We start from the raw sequence: 19,255 nt of genomic DNA on the forward strand, positions 1-19,255 counted from the left end.
CAATCCGTTGCGAGCCGGCCGGCTGCTTATTCGGCGCCGGCCTCCGGCTGACCCAGCACCCAGGCCGGGATCTGGTGGAGAATCAACTCCACCGCCGCTGCCTTGACCTCATCGGCCTTCTTGGGCAAGCCGCCTTCCCGGGCGGCCAGTTCGGCCATGATTTCCTCGGCGTCAAACCAGCACAACTCCCGATCCTGCTTATCGTAAACGGTCAGAATTCTTCTCTCCGGCTCATGGATATGCTCTTCCTCCATGACCGCCCCGACCAGCGCGAGGGCCTCTTCGTAAGGAACAAACTGATTTTCCTCGTTCATCGCACGCTCCATCGTTATTTTTTTACTGTTGTCTGAATTCCGCGGGGCGGACCTCTCAACTGGCGAGGCCGCCCCGAATTTTATTGCTCCGGAACCGGGATTTTTACCATAAAGAGCCCGAAGATCACAGGGCAAAATGGGCGGCCCGGCCGGGCCCTCCCGCTTGCGGGAAAGACTAAAGCGGGATATGCTGGCGCCATGATGACCGCCGCCAGCCACCACCGGGCCCGGACCCTCTATTTCAAGCCCGGCGAACGCAACATTTTTTTCCACCTCCTCACCGCCTGCAACCTGCGCTGCCGCCATTGCTACATCAATCCCGACCAGCACGGCACAACGATGGTTTCCCGCGCCACCATGGAGGCCTGGCTGCGGCTTTTCGCCGCTCCCGACCAGGAGAGCAACGTGATCTTTCTCGGCGGTGAGCCCACCCTTCACCCCGACCTGGTCCGAGGGGTCCGTTACGCCCGGGAACTGGGCTACCGGGGCATCACCATCGACACCAACGGCTTTCTCCATCACGACCTGCTGGCCCGGCTGGGCCCCGAGGAGGCAATTCTGAGCTTCAGCCTGGACGGCCCCGATCCCGCGGTCAACGATCCTCTCCGGGGAGCGGGGGTCTTCGAAGTCTGCACCGCCAACTTGCGCCGGGCGGTAGCCAGGGGGTTTGACGTCAGCCTGATCTATACCGTCAGCCAGCACAATATCGCTCACCTGGCCCGGATGCCCGCCCTGCTGGAAACCCTGGGCTGCCGCCGCTTTTTTATCCAGGTCATCGGCATCCGGGGCAAATCGGCCCAAAGCCCGGCCGACGAGTTGCAGTTGAACCCGGAACAGTGGCGGGAAATTGTCCCGGCGGTGGCGGCCGCGGCGGCGGCCCGGGGCATCGACGTCATCTATCCCAAGGTTTACCTGGCGGCGGACGAGCCCTTCCAGTGCGCCGGCCGGGTGGCCGAAAACTATTTCATCTTCCCCAACGGCCGGGTTTATCTCTGCCCCCTCTGCGAGGATTTCCCCCTGCATGCCTGGCGGATCGAAGGCGACCGACTGGTGGTCCAGCCGGGGGTCACCGAAAAACAGCTCTTCACCCTCGATATTCCCGAAGGCTGCGTGATGAACAAGCTGCTCCAGCCCGGCAACATCAGCTATGACCGCCAGGGCCACCCCCGCCACCGCATCTCCTGCTGCCTGCTGAAGCAAGAGATAAGAGGGCGGCAGTCGGAAGTTGGCTGACGGCAAAGCGAATTACCGCCGCTCATTCATTTTCTGTCGCCTGGTCACGGTCAACTGGTTTGAAGATCTTGCCGATCAGGATGCCGGCTTCGTAAAGGAGGAAGAGGGGAACGGCCAGCATGAAGGTGGCCACCGGATCGCCGGCCATGGCCAGCAGGGAGACCAGCACCACCCCGAGATAGGAATAGGTCCGGTAGCGGACGAAATAGTCGGGGGCGACCACCCCCAGCCGGGTGGCCATGACCATCAGGAAGGGCAGCTCAAAAGCCAGGCCGAAGGCAAAAGAACTACGCACCACGAAATTCAGGTAGGGGCCCAGCTTGAGGTGGGGCTGCATCTGGTCGGAGGCGAAGCGGAGCAGAAAGGCGATCAGTTCGGGCAGCACCACGAAGTAGGCGAACAGGGCTCCGCCGCTGAAGAGAATAAAGCCCCAGGCCGCCACCTGGATGGCCACCACCTTTTCCCGGCGGTGCAGCCCGGGGGACACGAACATCCAGAGCTGGTAAACCAGCACCGGCACCGCCAGGACAAAACCGGCCAACAGGGAAAGCTTGAGGTAGCTGAACAGGGCCTCGGGCAAGCCGGTATAAACCAGCCGGGCCAGGTCCGGGTCGATCCGAACCAGGGGCGAGGAGAGGTGCTCGACCAGGTCCTCGACGAACCAGTAGACCCCCGCGGTAAAAACCAGCATCGCCGCGAACACGGTCAGCACCCGCCGCCGCAGTTCCCGCAGATGGGGGGTAAAATGGTCGGCCAGGACGGTCATGATTCGGGAGCGGGCGGCTTAGGCGGCTTCTCGGGGGCCGGGGGCGTGGAGTAATCATCCCCCCAGGCCGCGGCGTCTTCTTCCTCGACGGTGAGGCGGCGGGGGGCGACGCTGGCGGCAGGGCGGTTTTCTTCCTCCTCCGCGATTTCAGCTTCGGAATCCACCGTTTCAGCCTCGGAGTAAGCTTGTTCCGCTGTTTTTTTCTCCCCCTCGGTCAACTGGGGCAAGGGGGCTTCCAACTCTTTCTGCCAGGATTCAGCGTCCCCAACCTCTTCCTCGACATTGGACTGCAACTCCTGGATGGCCTTCTTCAGTTCCAGCACCCCCCGGGCCAGGGATTTGGCCATTTCCGGCAATTTATCCGGGCCTACCACAATCAGGGCCACGGCCATAATCACCAGCAATTCGGGCAAACCGATTCCAAACATCGTTCCATCCAGGTATTAAAGAGGCCGCGGCGGCGAAGCCCTGATTAATCTGTAAGCAGCGGCGCGGCCGGTTGATCCTGCCGGGAGCCGGAACGGACTAAGGGCCGAAACTTGCGGGCGGAACCGCCCAACCATCACCAAGGCGCAATCTACGGCAGACGCCGCCGGGTGTCAAGCCGGGAAACAGGAACGGCGCCGGCGCAAGCGACCTCGGCCGGCTTCTGCCAATTGACTTTTGCCGGGGGGTTGGCTATGTTGGCTTGGCTTCGATGGCAGGAAGCGCCGGCTCGGCCGGCATCAGGGAAAAACCGCGTATTTCAGCGGGCACAACTTAACCAAACCAGGTGGTAGGGAACAATGGCCAACGTAATAATCGTGGGAACCCAGTGGGGCGATGAAGGCAAGGGAAAAATCGTCGATCTGCTCACCGAGCATGCCGACTGCGTTGTCCGCTTCCAGGGCGGCAACAATGCCGGCCATACCCTGGTGGTGGAAGGCAAACAGTATATTTTCCACCTGATCCCCTCGGGCATTCTCTATGAGAACAAGAGCTGTTTCATCGGCAACGGGGTGGTGATCGACCCGGAGGTACTGCTCAAGGAAATGAGCGAGCTGGCCGGCCACGGCCTGCCGGTCACCCCGGCCCGGCTGATGATCAGCGAGCGGTCCCACCTGATCATGCCCTACCACAAGCTGCTGGACGCCGGTAGCGAGGCGATGCTGGCCGCCGGGCGCAAAATCGGCACCACCGGCCGGGGCATCGGCCCCTGCTATGGCGACAAGATCCTCCGCCACGGCATCAAGCTGGGCGACCTGCTCGACCGGGAACTGTTCCGGGAACGGCTGCAGGAAAACCTGGAAGAGAAAAACTTCCTGCTGACCAACCGCTACGGCCTGCAGCCCCTGACCCTGGACGCGGTTTACGACGAATACATGGGCTATGCCGACCAGCTGGCCCCCTTTGTCGCCAATGTCTCGCTGGCCCTCGACCGGCAACGCCGGGCCGGGCGGCATATCCTCTTTGAAGGGGCCCAGGGCACCCAACTGGATATCGACCACGGCACCTATCCCTTCGTTACCTCCTCCAACACCATCGCCGGCAACGCCTGCACCGGCAGCGGCTTCGGCCCGGCCCACATCGATGCGGTGATCGGCATTCTCAAGGCCTACACCACCCGGGTCGGCGAAGGTCCCTTTCCCACCGAACTGTTTGACGCCACCGGCGAGGAATTGCAGCGCAAGGGCGGCGAATTCGGCGCCACCACCGGGCGCAAGCGCCGCTGCGGCTGGCTGGACGGCGTCGTGGCCCGCGAGGCGGTCCGGCTCAACGGGATCACCGACCTGGCCATCACCAAGCTCGATGTCCTGAGCGGCCAGCCCGAACTGCAACTGGCCACTTCCTACCGGCACGGCGAAGCCAGCCTGGAGGCGATGCCCAACAACAGCAAAAGCCACCGCGACCTGGTGCCGGTCTATGAAAAACTGGCCGGCTGGAGCGAGGAGATTCGCCACGCCCGCCACCTCGACGATCTGCCGGCCAAGGCCCGGGCCTACGTGCGGCGGATCGAGGAGTTCACCGAAACCCCGGCCTGCATCCTCTCGGTCGGACCCGGCCGCGAAGAAACCATGCTGCTGCGCAATCCTTTCAAGCGCTGATGCCGCCGGCCGGCGCCCGACCCGATCGGGCGCCGGCCCCATGGGCTTTGCCGCCCGGCCGGCTGCCGGCACCCTTCCCCCTTAATGGCCCGACGGAGGTTTGGGGTCCGGTCAATTCCCCCATTTATTTCCGCAACCCCATTGCCGTTTCCGTTGCAGTTTTTCCTGCCATACTCCGAATGCAGTTTCCGTGCCATTCTGTCAGGGCGGGAAATATCTCTTTACCTCCTCCCGGCGATCAGGTATATATTTTCGGTTTAGCCAGTAAAGCATGTGCAAAATTCTGGGCCGGGAGGAAACTATGGCACGGATTACCGTGGAAGACTGCCTGCAGCAAATTGGTAATGAAAATCGTTTCGCCCTGATTCACCTGGCCGTGAAACGGGTCAAGCAGCACCGCAATGGGGCTCCCTTCCCCGAGCGCTGCCGCAACAAGGAGATTGTCTGTACCCTGCGGGAAATCGCCGCCGGCAAGGTCACTTTCAAGAATATCCGTGACCTTGACAAGGAGTTGCGCACCGCCTCGGCCGCCGCCACGGCCAGCACCGAAGAAATCATGGGCGCCAACGAAGCCGCCGGGGTTGCGAGCAGCAAAGTCACTCCGGCTCCCGAAGCTTAAGATTCTAACCGCCCGGCGCTCCAGGAATTACCGGCGGCCCGGGCCATTCGGCAAGCAATGAACGGTTGGCAAGCAACACAAGGCATGGATATCGATTATTACAAAACCCTGGGGGTTTCAGCCGACGCCACGCCCGCTGAAATCAAGAAAGCCTATCGCAAACTGGCCCTGAAATATCACCCCGACCGCAACCCCGGTGACCAGGAAGCGGAAGAGCAATTCAAGATCGCCACCGAAGCATACGAAGTGCTGGGGGATCTGGAAAAACGCAAGATTTACGACCGCTACGGGGTGGCCGGCCTGCGCGACAGCGGCTACAACGGCCCCGGCGGTTACGACGATATCTTCAGCAGCTTCAGTGATATTTTCGGCGATTTGTTCGGCTTCAGCGGCCGGTCCGGCGGGCGCCGCGGCCAGGGCCCGATTCCCGGCAACGACCTGCGTTACGATCTGAGCATCAGCTTCATGGAGGCGGTGCACGGGGTCCAGAAAGAGGTGGAAATCAGCAAAGGCGAAACCTGCTGGACCTGCGAGGGCAGCGGCCTGCGGCCCGGCCACCAGCCGGAAACCTGCCGGACCTGCAACGGCATGGGCCAGGTGCTCCACGCCCAGGGCCCCTTCCGGATCCAGACCACCTGTCCCCATTGCCAGGGCCAGGGCCGGGTGATCACCGAACCTTGCCAGGACTGCCAGGGTCAGGGCCTGGTACAGCGCAGCAAAAAGGTGACCCTGAAAATTCCCGCCGGAGTGGACAGCGGGGCCCGGATGCGTTTGCGGGGGGAAGGCGAGGGCGGTCGCCGGGGCGGTCCGTCGGGCGATCTTTACGTGATTATTCACGTGCAGCCCCACGAATTCTTCCAGCGGGAAGGCAGCAATATTTTCTGCTCCATTCCCATTTCCTTTACCCAGGCGGCCCTGGGCTGTTCCCTGGAAGTGCCCACCATTCACGGCCCGCAAAAGCTGACGATTCCGGCCGGCACCCAGCCGGGGCGGCACTTGACCCTGAAAGAACAGGGCGTGCCCAAATTGCGGGGCGGGGGCCGGGGGGACATGATCTGCGAAATCCGGGTGGTAATCCCCAGCAAGCTCACCAAGCAGCAGAAGCAACTGCTGCGGGATTTCAGCAAAACCGAGGAAGGCGCCGCGGACCGGGACGGCAAAGGCGAGGGTTTTCTGAAAAAGTTCTTCCATTTATAGGCCCGGCAAGGCTATAAAGGGAATCCTTGTTTCCGGCAGGGGGTAAAATGGCGGACAGCAAAGACGACCAGGCAAAACTGAGCCATTTCAACCAGGCGGGCCAGGCCTGGATGGTTGATGTCACCGGCAAGCAGGACACCGCCCGCCTGGCGGTGGCCGCCGGCCGCATCTCCATGTCGGCCACGGCTTACGACCTGCTCAAGAGCGGCACCGCCGCCAAGGGCGATGTGCTGGGAATTGCCCGGGTGGCGGGAATCATGGCGGCCAAAAAAGTCGGCGAGCTGATCCCCCTCTGCCACCCCTTGAACCTTGGCCGGGTAACGGTGGATTTCCGCCTCGATGATGCCGCCGCCAGCGTGGAAATCGAGGCAAGCGTCGGCCTGGTCGGCAAAACCGGAGTGGAGATGGAAGCGCTGACCGCGGTTTCGGTGGCGGCCCTGACCATCTACGATATGTGCAAGGCGGTGGATAAAGCGATGACCATCACCAATATCCGCCTGCTCAGCAAAAACGGCGGCAAAAGCGGCACTTACCGGCGGGAAGGGGAAACAGCCCGGACGCCCTGAAACTTAAGGGAGTTGTACGATGGAACAGAAGGATCGCGATTATTTTCGTCAAAAACTGGAAGAATTAAGCCGGCAGCTGCTCAGCGAGGCGGAAAAAACCATCCACGAGATGACCGACCACAGCGACAGCTATCCCGACCCCACCGACCGGGCCACCGCCGAAAGCGACCGCAGCTTCGAGTTGCGGATCCGCGACCGGGAACGCAAGCTGCTGGCTAAAATCAAGGAGGCCATCGAACGGATCGACCAGGACACCTACGGGATCTGCGAGGCCTGCGGCGACGATATCTCGCTCAAGCGCCTGGAAGCCCGGCCGGTCACCACCCTTTGCATCTCCTGCAAGACCCAGCAGGAAAACCAGGAAAAGGCCCAGCAGGGCCGGTGAGGGAGGCAATGCCGGAACTCCGCAAGGATCCGATTATCGGCCGCTGGGTTATCATCGCCACCGAACGGGGCAAGCGGCCCAGCGATTTCATCATCGACCGTAATCAGGTTCGCGGCGGCTTCTGCCCCCTTTGTCCCGGCAACGAAAACACCACCCCGCCGGAGGTTCTGGCCTACAGCAGCACCCACGGCCGCCAGCCCAACCAGCCCGGCTGGTCGCTACGGGTGGTCCCCAACAAGTACCCCGCCCTAGTCATCGAAGGCGATCTCAACAAGCAGGGCGAGGGCCTTTATGACCGGATGAACGGGATCGGGGCCCACGAGGTGCTGATCGAAACTCCGGACCATGCCGAATCCTTTACCTACCTACCCCCGGAGCGGATGATCCAGATCTTCTGGGCTTATCGCGACCGCTTGGTGGACCTGGGCAAGGACGAACGCTTTCGCTATGTAATGATCTTCAAGAATTACGGGGCGGCGGCCGGAGCCTCCCTGGAACATTCCCACTCCCAGCTGGTGGCCCTGCCGATCCTGCCGCGGATGATCACCTCCGAGCTGGAAGGCAGCCTGTCCTACTACCGCTACAAGGAACGCTGCGTTTTCTGCGACATCGTGCGCCAGGAACTGGACCAGCAGGTCCGGGTGGTGACCAGCAACGACAAGTTCGTGGCCATAGTGCCCTTCGCTCCCCGATCCCCTTTTGAGATGTGGATTCTGCCCCGCCAGCACAGCTCCAGCTATTGCAACACCGACGATGAAACCTTCCGGGCCCTGACCGCGATTTTCTCCGAATGCATGCGGCGGCTGGACAAATGCCTGCCCAACGTCCCCTATAACTTTGTCCTCCACGGCGCCCCCCTCCGTTCCCATTCACTGGATCACTATCACTGGCATTTTGAAATAACCCCCAAACTGACCATGATCGCCGGCTTCGAGTGGGGCTCCGGCTTCTATATCAACCCGGTGGCGCCGGAAGAGGCGGCCAGGTTCCTGCGGGAAGCCGAAATCAACTGATTGGGAGACAGAGGAAATGAAAAAAATCCTGCTGGTTGACGACGAAGAGTCCATTCAACTGCTCTATCGTGAAGAACTGGAAGAAGAAGGCTACGAAATCCACTCCGCTCTGACCGGCGAAGAGGCCCTGGCCAAACTTGATATCGTCAAACCGGACCTGATCATCCTCGACATCAACATGCCGGGGATGAACGGCATCGAGGCCCTGCGCCGAATCAAGGAAATCAATCCCGCCATCCCGGTCATCCTCTGCTCCGCTTACCAGGAATTCAAGCAGGACCTGGCCTCCTGGGCCTCGGAAGAATACATCGTCAAGTCCGCCGACCTCAGCGAGCTGAAGCAGGCGGTCAAAAAATACCTGGCCTGATTCCGCGGACCGATGATCGCCAGCAGAAGACAGAATCCGGCTCCCGGCCGGCCCCAAGCCTTCCCCCGCCCGGTTCGGCGGCCGCTGCCGCCCTTTGGCCCCGCCGCCACCCTCCCCCATTTATCCGCGCCGTAATGCAAGATATCCAGGGCCAGCCGGATTACCGCCGGATCAACATCAAAAAGGTCGGCATCAAGAACATCTCCTACCCGATCACCGTGCTGGACCGGGCCCGCCACATCCAGCGGACCGTGGCCCGGGTGAACATGTACGTCAATCTGCCCCACCACTTCAAGGGCACCCACATGAGCCGCTTCGTCGAGATCCTCAACCGGTTTCACGGCGAAATCAACCTGGAAAGCATGCACCGGATCCTGGTGGAGATGAAGCAGCGGCTGCGGGCCGAAGCGGCCCACCTGGAAATCGAGTTCCCCTATTTCGTTTCCGATCCCGCGGCGGTGGCGGCGGCCCCCGGCCGGCTGAGCGCCGGCCCCGGCGAGGCGGGCATCGGGGTTTGCGAATATCGCTGTCGGATGCACGGCTCTCTAGCCGAGAAGGACGATCTGGCCCTGGAAATCCGGATTCCCATCGCCCCGCCCCGCCCGCCGGCCCATTGCAGCGGCCTGCCCCGCTCCCTGGGGCACTGGGGCACTGCCGATATCTGCCTGCGTTTCCGCCGCTTTGTCTGGATCGAGGAAATTATCGCCCTGGCCGCTTCGGTCACCCGCCACGATCTCTGCTGGCCGCTGGCCGAACCCGCCGCCGCAACCCCGGCCCCGGCCGATCCGGCCGACTGCCGGGAAGCCGCCCCGGAGCAGGGCGAATGCGCCCTGGCGGTGGAGAATCTGGCCCGGGCCCTGGGCAAAAAACTGCAGGGCCATCCCGACATCCGCCAGTACTCGGTCCGGGTGGAAAACCTGGCCGCTGGTTTTTCCACCTTCGCGACCATCAGCGGCGGCGAGCCCCCGGCCGGGGGGAAAGGGCACCGGGACCGGAAGCGCCCCGAGTCCGGCCTCAACCCGGGCTGCTGAAACTTGAACCTGCTTACCGTCATGGGAGAATAAGATGTCTGCGCACGAACTGCTGTTTGAAATCGGGACCGAGGAAATTCCGGCCGGCTACATCATGCCCGCCCTGGACGCCCTGCGGGAGGGACTGGCCCGGGAACTGACCCAGCGGGAGCTGGCTTTCGCCGAGATCAGGAGCGCCGCCACCCCGCGCCGGCTGGCGGTGGGGGTCAGCGGCCTGGCTCCGCGCCAGCCCGACCGGGTGGAGGAAGCCCTCGGTCCCCCCAAGAAGGCGGCCTTCGATCAGTCCGGCCGGCCCACCAAGGCGGCCCTGGGTTTTGCCGCCACCAAGGGGGTGGCGGTGGAGGAGTTGGAGGTGGTGGTAACCGCCAAGGGCGAATACCTCCAGGCCCGGGTCGAGCTGCCGGGCCGCCAGACCGCCGAACTGCTTGAGGAAATGCTCCCTCAACTGGTCACCGGCCTGCCCTTTCCCAAGTCCATGCACTGGGGCAGCGGTCAGCTTCACTTTGCCCGCCCCCTGCGCTGGCTGCTGGCTGTTTATGACGGCAAACTCCTTAATTTTCGACTGGAAGAGCTGGCGACGGGCAGCCAGACCCGGGGCCATCGGTTCCTGGCCCCGGCACCCCTGACGGCAGCATCCTTCACGGAATATCTGGCCGGCCTGCGCCGGGCCGAAGTTCTGGCCGACCCGGAAGAACGACGCCGGGCGGTGGTGAAGGAAATCGAGCGGGCGGCGGCGACCGCCGGCGGCGCCATTCTGCCCGACGAGGAGCTGGTCAGCACGGTGACCAACCTGGTGGAAACGCCCTTCGCCATCTGCGGCAGCTTCGCCGAGCGCTTTCTGGAACTGCCCCACGAGGTGCTGATCACCTCGATGCGCGAACACCAGAAATACTTCGCGGTGGTTGACCGGGCAGGCAAATTGCTGCCCCGCTTCGTGGCGGTGAACAACACCCGGGTCAAGGATGCCCGAGTGGGAGCGGAAGGCCACCAGCGGGTGCTGCGGGCCCGCCTGGAAGACGCCTTCTTTTTCTTCAACGAAGATCAGCAACGGCCCTTGAGCGCCCGGGCCGGCGAACTGGACGGCATCATTTTCCAGGCCAAGCTGGGCACCATGGCCGACAAGAGCGCCCGGATCGGCGAGCTGGCCGGCCGCCTGGCCGCCCAATTCGCCCCGGAACAGGAAAGCGTGGTCCGCCGGGCCGCCCGCTTGTGCAAGGCCGACCTGCTGACCAGCATGGTCGGGGAGTTCCCTTCCCTCCAAGGGGTGATCGGCCGAGATTACGCCTGCCGCCAGGGCGAAAAGATCGAGGTGGCGGAAGCCCTCTACAGCCATTACCTGCCCCTGCGGGCCGGCGACCGGCTGCCCAAGGATCTGGCCGGGGCCATTCTCGGCTGCGCCGATCGCCTGGACACCCTGGCCGGCTGCTTCGGCATCGGCCTCAAGACCACCGGGGCCGCCGATCCCTTCGGTCTCCGCCGCCAGGCCCTGGGCCTGATCCACCTGCTGCTGGGCCATAAGATCCCGCTGCCCCTGGCGCCCTGGATCGACACCGCCCTGGAATTGTATGGCGACAGGCTCAGCGAGCAGCCGGCCGCCGCCCGCAATCGGCTGCTGGATTTCATCAAGGGGCGCTTCGCCAACGACCTCACCGCCCGCGACATCCCGGTGGAGGCGGTGGAGGCGGTGCTCAGCGTCGATTTCCGGGAACTCAACGACTGCCGGGAGCGGATCGAGGCCCTGGTGGCGATCAGCAGCCGGCCGGCCTTTGCGCTGCTGGCCGCCGCTTTCAAGCGGGTCAACAACATCATCAAGGACAACCGGGATGACCGGGTCGATCCGGCCCTGCTCCAGGAGCCGGCGGAGCGGGAACTGGCCGCGGCCCTGAGCCGGATCGGCGCCGAGGCCGAACCGCTGCTCCAGGGCGGCGACTACCGCCGGGCCCTGGATATCATCCTGGGGATGAAGGAACCGGTGGACCGCTTTTTCGATCAGGTCATGGTCATGGCCGAGAAGCCCGAGCTGCGGCGCAACCGCCTGGCTCTGCTGACCGGGATTGCCGCCCTCTTCAAGCGGGTGGGGGATTTTTCCAAGATGTACGCCCTGCAGAACCAGGACTGAGAGGCAATTCGACCACTTATCAACCTCAGCGCGGCGCCGGTACGGCTTGGAGTCGAGCCCCGGCCAAGGATTCCCATGAAAATCACCTTTCACGGAGCGGCCGGCACCGTTACCGGCTCCCAGCACCTGATCGAAGTCAACGGCCGCCGCATTCTCCTGGATTGCGGCCTCTTCCAGGGCAAGCGCAAGGAGGCCTTCGAACTCAACCGCCAGGGCTTCTGCGATCCCGCCACCCTCGACTGCCTGATCCTGTCGCATGCCCATATCGACCATTCGGGCAATATCCCCTGCCTGGTCAAAAACGGCTTCACCGGCGACATCATCTGCACCCAGGCCACCCGCGATCTCTGCGCGGTAATGCTGATGGACAGCGCCCATATTCAGGAGCAGGACGTGATGTTCGTCAACAAGAAGCGGGCCCGCAACAACCAGAAGCTCTTCGAGCCCCTCTACGACAAGGAAGACGTGGTCCGGGCCATGGCCCAATTCGTCGGGATCAGTCCCAAGCGCCGGCGGGAGATCCTGCCCGGCATCCACCTGACCCTGACCGAGGCCGGCCACATGCTGGGCAGCGCCAACGTCGTGCTCGATATCCAGGAAGAAGGCGGGAAGCAGCGGCGCCTGATCTTCAGCGGCGACATCGGCCGCCCCGGCATTCCCATCATCCGCGATCCCGCCCCGATGACCGAGGGGGCCGATATCCTGATCATGGAAAGCACTTACGGCAACCGCAGCCACCCCCCCTACCCCGACTCGGAAAAGGAGCTGGAGCGGCTGGTCAACGAGACTTACCAGCGCGGGGGCTGCCTGCTGATCCCGGCCTTTGCCGTGGGCCGCACCCAGCAGTTGGTCTACGCCCTGCACAAGCTTTACCTGGAGCGCGACATCCCCGATCTGCCCATCTACGTGGACAGCCCCCTGGCCACCCGGGTAACCGATATCTTCCGCCTCCACCCCGAGGCCTACGACCGGGAAATCCGCGACTTCATCCTCAAGGGCAACCACGACAACCCCTTTGGCTTCGATACCCTGCGCTACACCCAGTCGGTGGGTGACTCCAAGCAGCTCAACTTTCTCCGCGAACCGGCGATCATCATCAGCGCCAGCGGAATGATGGAAGGGGGGCGGATTCTCCACCACCTGCGCAACCGGATCAGCGATCCCAAGAACACCATCCTGATCACGGGCTGGCAGGCCCCCAATACCCTGGGGCGCAAAATTGTCGAAGGGCAGGAAAAGGTCAAAGTCTTCGGCGATGAATTTCCCCTCAAGGCCCGGGTGGAAGTCATCACCGGCTTCAGCGGTCATGCCGACCGGGAAGGCCTGCTGGCCTGGGCCGGCGCCATGGAGAAAAAGCCCCGGCACACCTTCCTGGTCCACGGCGAGGCGGAGTCCACCGCCGCCCTGGCCGCCGCCCTGGCGGAAGAACTGCAATTCAGCAACATCAAGATCCCCGAACTTCACCAGGAGTTCGAAATCTAGCGCCCGGGGTGGTTAACGGCGTCCGCAAATCCTGCGGCAGGGTGGTTCCTCGCCAGGCATGAAGCCAAACCATGGCAGCGCCAGGGCAAGTTGCGCGCAACCCCGCGAGGGGCCGCGAGGGCCAACGATCAGGAGACGCAGACAACCACCCGAGGCCCTAGGCCAGACGCCGCGCAACCGGCCCTGACCAGGCATTTCGCCCGGTCAGGGCCACCAGGCCCCCTCCCCCCAGGCCCAGCAGCAACAGGACCATGAGCGGGTATTGCAAGGCCAGGACCAGTGGGGTCAAGCCCCAGCGGACCAGGCGCCGCAGGGTATCGGACTGGGCCAGCCCCTCCGCCAGGGGCGGGGAATAGTGGTAGTAGCGGTTTACCAACCAGCGCCCGGCGCCATTGGTCAGCAGATAGCGGTCGCGGAAGTCCCGCAGCACCATGACCTGGGAAGCCAGGGGACTGCCATAGGCGGCGGTGGCGATGAAGCAGCCGCTGCTTCCTCCGGCCGATGCCGGCCCGGACGGATCATCGGCCGGCGGCGGGTCGCCATCCCCCGCCACGGCCAGGACAAAGTTGGCCTCCACCGTGCAATCAGCACTGATGACGTCCGTGGTGAAAGTAGCGCCGGTTAGGCTGCCGCCGCAGGTGCCGCCGACCTGGGCCGTGTAGCCGGCTTCCGCCGTTACCGTGAAGCTCGCCATGGCGCCGAGGTTAACCAACTGCGGACTACTCGGGCTGATCGAACCGCCCGCGCCGGCCGAGGGAGTAACGGTGAACTGGGATACGCCAGCGACCGTGAGGTAGTCTTGCCTGGCGATACTGCTGGTCCCGTTGGTATTGTAGGATTGCAGCGCTACGCTGTAGACGCCCGGTTCGGTATAGGTATGTGACGGACTCTGTTCGGACGATCCGGCGGTTTCCAGGCGCCAGACATCATTGAACTTGGGACCGGCATAACCGCCCATCAGGACAATGCTGCCGTCCGGCAGGGCGATGCTGGTATGGCGGCCGCGAGGCGGCCATGGGGCTGAGTCGGTCAATTTGGCCCAGCTCTCGCCCAGGTCTGTCGACCGCCAGACATCATTCGTTCCGTAATTGCCGCCGCCGACCAGGACAATGCTGCCGTCGGGCAGGGCCACGCCTGTGGTGCCGTAGCGAACAGACCATTCGGCGCCGGGGGTGACTTGAGCCCAGGTTTCTCCCTGGTCGGTCGAACGCCAGACATCGTTAAGCTCTTGATGAGAAGCGTTGCTTCCACCCAGCAGAAGAATACTCCCGTCGGGCAGGGCCACGCTTGTAGCGCTGTTGCGGGCCGGCCACTCTGCCGCACCTGTCATCTCGGTCCAAGTGGCGCCACGGTCGGTGGAGCGCCAGACGTCGCCCAGCGTGGTTCCGTAATCCGCATCGTTATAGCCACCCATCAACAAAATGCTGCCATCCGGCAAGGCCACGGCAGCATGGTGGGCGCGGGCCGCCCAACCGGCGGAGTTGGTCATTTCGGTCCAAGTCGCACCCCCATCCGTTGAACGCCAGACGTCGCTCTCGTAACCACCGCTATTGCGCCCCCCCATGAGGACGATGCTGCCGTCGGGAAGGGCCACGCTGGCGTGAGAGTTGCGGGCCGACCATGTAGCGGCCGGGGTCGTCTCGACCCAGGTCTCTCCCTGGTCGATCGAGCGCCAGACATCGCGGGAATGGCCGCCTTCGCCACCATCGCCCTGGCCGCCCATAAGGACGATGCTGCCGTCGGGCAGGACCACGCTGGTATGGTTGTAACGGCCGGCCCAGCCGGCGGAAGAGGTCATCTCCACCCAGGAACCGGCCGCCCAATCCTCGTCACCGAAGTACCAGGCCCAGCCGGTCGGATCACCGGTCGACTCGTCGGCAAACTGCACCGTAAGCGGGGCCGGCCCGGAAACGGGGGTGCCGGAAAAGTCGGAGGCAAGCTGCCACTGCAGATGGGGGTAGGCGATGCCCTCGCGGATCGCCCAGGTGGTGGCGAAATCCCAGTCGAAAAAGGTCGATTGCCGCTTCATCTCCTCCGTGGTTCTGGGTTCGCCCTTGCCGGTGTCGGCCCGGCCGGTGGTGACGCTGTTGTAGTAGGAGTCGGTGACCACGCCGGCATCACTGTTATTATTACCGATCAGACCACCGTCAAGGCCACTGCCGCTGACCAGACCTGTGGCATAGGCATTGGTGATTTCTGAGCCGCCATGGATCTCCCCGATCAGGCCGCCGACATTGTTGCCGCCGCTGACCGGCCCCATGGCGTAGGCGTTGCTGATGCTTGCCGACCCGCCGGTCTCACCAATCAAACCTCCAATGTTATTACCACCGGCCGTCACGGTTCCGGTGGCATACACGCTGCTGATGGTGATCTCGCCGGTATACCCGATCAGCCCCCCTGTGTAATCGCCACTGGCGTCTACATTGCCGCTTGCAGAGGAAGCAGCAACGACACTCGCGTGTTCAGCAAACCCCGCTAACCCGCCAACCCCTTCTTCTCCTGCCACCACCCCGGCGGCATGGGAATTACTGATCTCGGCATTCGACGCGTAACCCGCCAGACCGCCGGTATGCCAACCCGCCCCGCTTACCGCAACGTTGGTCGAGGAACCGTTGATGACGGCGGATAACGGTTCCGGGGATCTTCCTTCCAGGTGGCCGACCAGGCCGCCAACATGATCGCCGCCTCCGGTTACCTGGCCTGTGACTTGAGAATCAGCGATAGTGGCGGTGTAAACAAACCCGCTCAACCCACCGGTTCTGTTTCCTGTGCCGGTCACCTCGATATCGGCGGAAATGCCGGCAGCAGTACTGGCTTGCTCAAGCACCCCTATTACCCCACCTATCTGGACGCGGCCAGCAACGGTGCCATGGACCTTGAGATTGGAAAAAGCGGCGGCATTGGATCGGCCCAGCAGTGCGCCGACAGAATCCCGGCCGGTCACATTGACGCTAAGCACGGTGATATTCTTAAAAGAGGCCTCTTCTGCATAGCCGAACAGACCGACAAAGTCCTCCCCTGGCCGATTTATAAACAGACCGCTGATGGTGTGCCCGGCGCCGTCAAAATGGCCGAAGAAGCGGTTTTCATCAGCCGCTGCCCCGACAGGCTCCCAGCCGTCACCACTATTGTAAGGCAAGACATCTAAATCGATATCAGCGGTCAGCACGAAGTGCTTGTCGGCATTGGCGCTGCCTAAGTAGTCGCGGACGTGGTCGAGCTGCGCCGGGGTGGCGATCTGCCAGGGATCCTCCGTGGTGCCGCTGCCGCCGCCGAAATCGGCCCACGCCGGAGCCGATACCAGCATCAACCAAACCAGCACGATCATCCCCAGTGAAAAACTCCCTTTGTTACCAGCCTTCATCGCTCTTTTCTCCCTGTTCATGGCATATTGCCGCCCAAACTCTGTATCGGGCGCAAAACCGTTAGCCCTCTGCCAAAGGACGTCAGCGAACCGCCGTTCCGGCGACTGCTCCCCTCCCGGAGTCCCGGAGTCCCCGGGCCCATGGCGCCGACCAGGCCGCCGTAATTGTTGCGGCGGAAAAAATGGGGCCGATGGCATAGGAATGGGTGATGGTGCCGGAGTTATTGCCCACCAGGCCCCCGACATTATCCTGGCCCGAATAGGAACCGGTGGCATAAGAGTTGGCTATTTCGCCAGCAGATTCATTTCTGCCCACCAGGCCGCCGACATCATTGACCCCGGCAACGGGACCGATGGCATAGGAACCGATTACATTACCGTTGTTGTAGCCGACCAGGCCACCGACGCAGTTGCCCTTGCCGATCACCGTCCCGGTGGCATATGAGTTGGCAACGGTTCCCTGATTTTGTTGATATCCCACCAGCCCCCCGACATAATCTCGGCCGGTAACTGCTGCAGCGGACATGGAATCGCGGATGGTGGATAAACTGTTCCTTCCCACCAGGCCGCCGACTTGGCTCCCGTTGGGCGCAGCACCGGTTACTGCTCCCATGGCTGACACGTTGGAGATAATGGTTGGAGTGTTGTTGTAGTCTTCGATCTGGCCGGCCAGGGCGCCAACGTAGTCGTTGCCGGTGACGTTTACATCAACCAGCACAAGGTTTTTGATGGTCGCGCCCTTCGTCGCGCCGAACAGCCCCATGTGGCTGGTTGTGGGCCTGGCGATAAAGAGGTTGCGGATGGTGTGGCCGCGGCCGTCGAATTGGCCGTAAAACTGGACATTCCATGGGTCGGTGACGATCGGAAGCCATCCTTCGCCATCATTGTATGGCGCGACGCCCAGATCAAGGTCGGCAATCAGCACGAAGTGCTTGTCGGCATTGGCGCTGCCTAAGTAGTCGCGGACGTGGTCGAGCTGCGCCGGGGTGGCGATCTGCCAGGGATCCTGCCCGGTGCCCAAACCGCCGGCGAACCTGGCCCACGCCGAACCCGGCAGCATCATCAGCCCAATCAACACTATCATCCCCAGTAAAAAACTCCCTTTGTTGCCAGCCTTCATAACTCTCATCTCCCCTTTCATGGCATATTGCCGCCCAAACTCTGTATCGGGCGCAAAACCGTTACCCCTCTGGCAAAGGCATGGGCGAGCCGCCGTTTTTGCGACCTCTCCCATCCGAGTCACCCGGAATCACCGGATCATGGCGCCGGCCAGCCGCAGACGGCCGCCGACGCGGGCAAGCCCGGCTCATGGCGATTTTGGCCCATGCTAGCAAACTGACCGGGGCAAGTAATCACCCATATGGGGGAAAATGGAGGGTTGGAGGGCAAAATATAGAGCAGGGAAGGGAAAACGGCGGGAGAGAGGGCGCCGAGGGCAGGATCCCCCCCGGCGCCGGATCGGTTTACGGAGTCAGGCGGGCCAGCACCTCGGCCAGGGTGCGATTGAAGCCTGAAGGGTCTTCCATTTGCAGGAAGTGGCCGGCCCCGGGAATGACGGTTTCCTCGACGAAGGGGGCGCAGCGGCGGCGGGCGGACTCGGGAATCAGGGCCCCGTTGATGGCATGGAGCGGAACCTGCAGTTCGGCAAAGGCCGGGGCCGGGTCCCAGGCCAGCAAATCGCGCCAGAGCGGGAGAGCCCAGGCGGGATCGGCGGCGGCCATTTCCCGGCTCAGCCTTTGCTTGAGGGCCGCCGGAGTGGCCGCGGTGGAGGTCTGTTCCACCAGGGTCGAGACGGCCAGGCCAAAGTCGGCCGCGAAGGGTGCGGCGATGGCCTCCCTGGTTTCCGGGGGCAAACCGCCGTAATCGATGACAAAGGTATCCACCAGGACCACCGCGGCGGCAACGGGACCAAGGAGCCGGGCGGCTTCCAGGGCCACCGCGCCGCCCATGGAATGGCCGATCAGGATCACCCGGGCGGCCCCCAGGGCCTGGACGCAGCCTTCGACATCGCGGGCCAAACCGGCCAGCCCCCAGGCGGAGCGGGTTCCGGGGCTGGAGTCGCCATGGCCGGGCAGATCCGGGGCCGCGAGGGCATAGCGGCCGGCAAAATGAGCAAGCTGGGGGGCCCAGTATGCCCGCCGACAGGTCCAGCCATGGATGAAAAACAGCAGCGGCTCCCCGCCTCCGCCATAGTCGCAGACCAGGGGGGTGCCGTCATGGGCGGGGATAGTGCGGGGGGCGACGAGGGCAGCGGATTGGGGCGTCATAAGAAAACTAAACCTCCATGGTCGTAAAATCAGTGAACCTTAGCGGCGCCGGGCCGGGCCGGCCAGCAACAATTTGACCAGGCCGGCCTGGCTGTTGGTGCCGGTTTTGGCGAAGATGGCCTTGATATGGGAGCGCACCGTGTGCAGACTGATGCCGCAGCGCCGAGCCACTTCCGCCAGGTCGGGCTCCGCCGCCAAGGCCGCGGCCACCCTGATTTCGGCCTCGGAAAGCGCGTACAGTTGGGCCAAACGCGGAGGGTCCAGCCTGACCGGCTGGGCGGCGTCGTAAAAGTACACCGCCACATAGGCGGGGGGTTCGCCGGCCACCACCGGAATATCGGGATGGATCGGCCGAACCAGCAATTGCAGGGTTGAGCCGGCCGCACGCGGCGCCGCCGTCATGCCCCCGGCCGGGGCCGGGCTGTTGAATTTTGTTTCCCTGCGCCGG

General features: G+C 63.4%; 18 protein-coding genes. 11 read left to right on the top strand and 7 right to left on the bottom strand.

The genetic code is table 11. From position 1 onward, the window contains the following. Positions 1–26: 26 nt before the first annotated feature. Positions 27–314: a hypothetical protein gene (locus ACHHTY_RS04595; RefSeq protein WP_395492888.1), complete on the bottom strand. Its 288-nt coding sequence runs from the start codon at positions 312–314 to the stop codon at positions 27–29. A gap of 201 nt (positions 315–515) precedes the next feature. On the opposite strand from ACHHTY_RS04595, the gene ACHHTY_RS04600 reads away from it, so the two are divergent. Beyond that, the gene (locus tag ACHHTY_RS04600) at positions 516–1,547 is read left to right on the top strand and encodes a radical SAM protein (RefSeq protein ID WP_395492918.1); all 1,032 of its coding nucleotides are present in this window, start codon (positions 516–518) and stop codon (positions 1,545–1,547) included. A 22-nt stretch (positions 1,548–1,569) separates the two neighbouring features. Here ACHHTY_RS04600 and tatC read toward each other — a convergent pair whose 3' ends face one another. Both tatC and ACHHTY_RS04610 read right to left on the bottom strand, forming a co-directional pair. Beyond that, complete coding sequence (gene tatC / locus ACHHTY_RS04605; RefSeq protein WP_395492889.1) at positions 1,570–2,313, bottom strand: twin-arginine translocase subunit TatC; 744 nt, start codon at positions 2,311–2,313, stop codon at positions 1,570–1,572. Further along, positions 2,310–2,741, bottom strand: coding sequence for a twin-arginine translocase TatA/TatE family subunit (locus ACHHTY_RS04610; RefSeq protein ID WP_395492891.1), 432 nt, complete (start codon positions 2,739–2,741; stop codon positions 2,310–2,312). Before ACHHTY_RS04610 ends, tatC begins: the two co-directional genes overlap by 4 nt. Before the next feature lie 357 nt (positions 2,742–3,098). Here ACHHTY_RS04610 and ACHHTY_RS04615 point away from each other — a divergent pair, with 357 nt between their 5' ends. From ACHHTY_RS04615 to ACHHTY_RS04660, 10 genes are all read left to right on the top strand, one after another. Further along, a complete protein-coding gene (locus ACHHTY_RS04615; RefSeq protein ID WP_395492892.1) occupies positions 3,099–4,397 on the top strand; it encodes an adenylosuccinate synthase in 1,299 nt (432 codons plus the stop codon). Between the two features lie 301 nt (positions 4,398–4,698). Next, positions 4,699–5,016 carry a DNA-directed RNA polymerase subunit omega gene (rpoZ, locus tag ACHHTY_RS04620; RefSeq protein WP_395492893.1) on the top strand — a complete coding sequence of 106 codons (318 nt, stop codon included), beginning with the start codon at positions 4,699–4,701 and terminating at the stop codon, positions 5,014–5,016. Between the two features lie 84 nt (positions 5,017–5,100). Further along, on the top strand, positions 5,101–6,213 hold the full coding sequence (gene dnaJ, locus ACHHTY_RS04625; RefSeq protein ID WP_395492894.1) for a molecular chaperone DnaJ: 1,113 nt from the start codon (positions 5,101–5,103) through the stop codon (positions 6,211–6,213). A 47-nt stretch (positions 6,214–6,260) separates the two neighbouring features. Then, entirely contained in the window at positions 6,261–6,779 is a 519-nt protein-coding gene (gene moaC / locus ACHHTY_RS04630; protein WP_395492896.1) for a cyclic pyranopterin monophosphate synthase MoaC, read from the top strand. A 19-nt stretch (positions 6,780–6,798) separates the two neighbouring features. Continuing rightward, positions 6,799–7,164, top strand: coding sequence for an RNA polymerase-binding protein DksA (gene dksA, locus ACHHTY_RS04635; RefSeq protein ID WP_395492898.1), 366 nt, complete (start codon positions 6,799–6,801; stop codon positions 7,162–7,164). Between the two features lie 8 nt (positions 7,165–7,172). After that, entirely contained in the window at positions 7,173–8,177 is a 1,005-nt protein-coding gene (gene galT / locus ACHHTY_RS04640) for a galactose-1-phosphate uridylyltransferase (protein WP_395492900.1), read from the top strand. 16 nt (positions 8,178–8,193) lie between these two features. After that, a complete protein-coding gene (locus tag ACHHTY_RS04645) occupies positions 8,194–8,544 on the top strand; it encodes a response regulator (protein ID WP_395492902.1) in 351 nt (116 codons plus the stop codon). A gap of 134 nt (positions 8,545–8,678) precedes the next feature. Then, positions 8,679–9,575, top strand: coding sequence for a GTP cyclohydrolase, FolE2/MptA family (locus ACHHTY_RS04650; RefSeq protein WP_395492903.1), 897 nt, complete (start codon positions 8,679–8,681; stop codon positions 9,573–9,575). A gap of 34 nt (positions 9,576–9,609) precedes the next feature. After that, positions 9,610–11,694: a glycine--tRNA ligase subunit beta gene (gene glyS / locus ACHHTY_RS04655; protein ID WP_395492905.1), complete on the top strand. Its 2,085-nt coding sequence runs from the start codon at positions 9,610–9,612 to the stop codon at positions 11,692–11,694. Positions 11,695–11,769: 75 nt separating this feature from the next. Next, complete coding sequence (locus tag ACHHTY_RS04660) at positions 11,770–13,176, top strand: MBL fold metallo-hydrolase RNA specificity domain-containing protein (RefSeq protein ID WP_395492906.1); 1,407 nt, start codon at positions 11,770–11,772, stop codon at positions 13,174–13,176. A gap of 157 nt (positions 13,177–13,333) precedes the next feature. Here the strand turns inward: ACHHTY_RS04660 and ACHHTY_RS04665 are convergent, their stop codons facing one another. The 4 genes from ACHHTY_RS04665 to ACHHTY_RS04680 form a co-directional block, all read right to left on the bottom strand. Then, a complete protein-coding gene (locus tag ACHHTY_RS04665; protein WP_395492908.1) occupies positions 13,334–16,540 on the bottom strand; it encodes a kelch repeat-containing protein in 3,207 nt (1,068 codons plus the stop codon). An 82-nt stretch (positions 16,541–16,622) separates the two neighbouring features. Further along, positions 16,623–17,660 (bottom strand): GLUG motif-containing protein, encoded by a 1,038-nt coding sequence (locus ACHHTY_RS04670; RefSeq protein WP_395492909.1) that lies wholly within the window; start codon positions 17,658–17,660, stop codon positions 16,623–16,625. 343 nt (positions 17,661–18,003) lie between these two features. Beyond that, positions 18,004–18,807, bottom strand: a complete 804-nt coding sequence (locus ACHHTY_RS04675; protein WP_395492911.1) for an alpha/beta fold hydrolase — start codon at positions 18,805–18,807, stop codon at positions 18,004–18,006. 39 nt (positions 18,808–18,846) lie between these two features. Continuing rightward, positions 18,847–19,255: helix-turn-helix transcriptional regulator (locus ACHHTY_RS04680; protein WP_395492912.1), on the bottom strand; the 409-nt coding region annotated here is incomplete at its 5' end.

The sequence above is a fragment of the Desulfurivibrio nitratireducens genome, from assembly GCF_044068515.1.
Lineage (GTDB): Bacteria > Desulfobacterota > Desulfobulbia > Desulfobulbales > Desulfurivibrionaceae > Desulfurivibrio.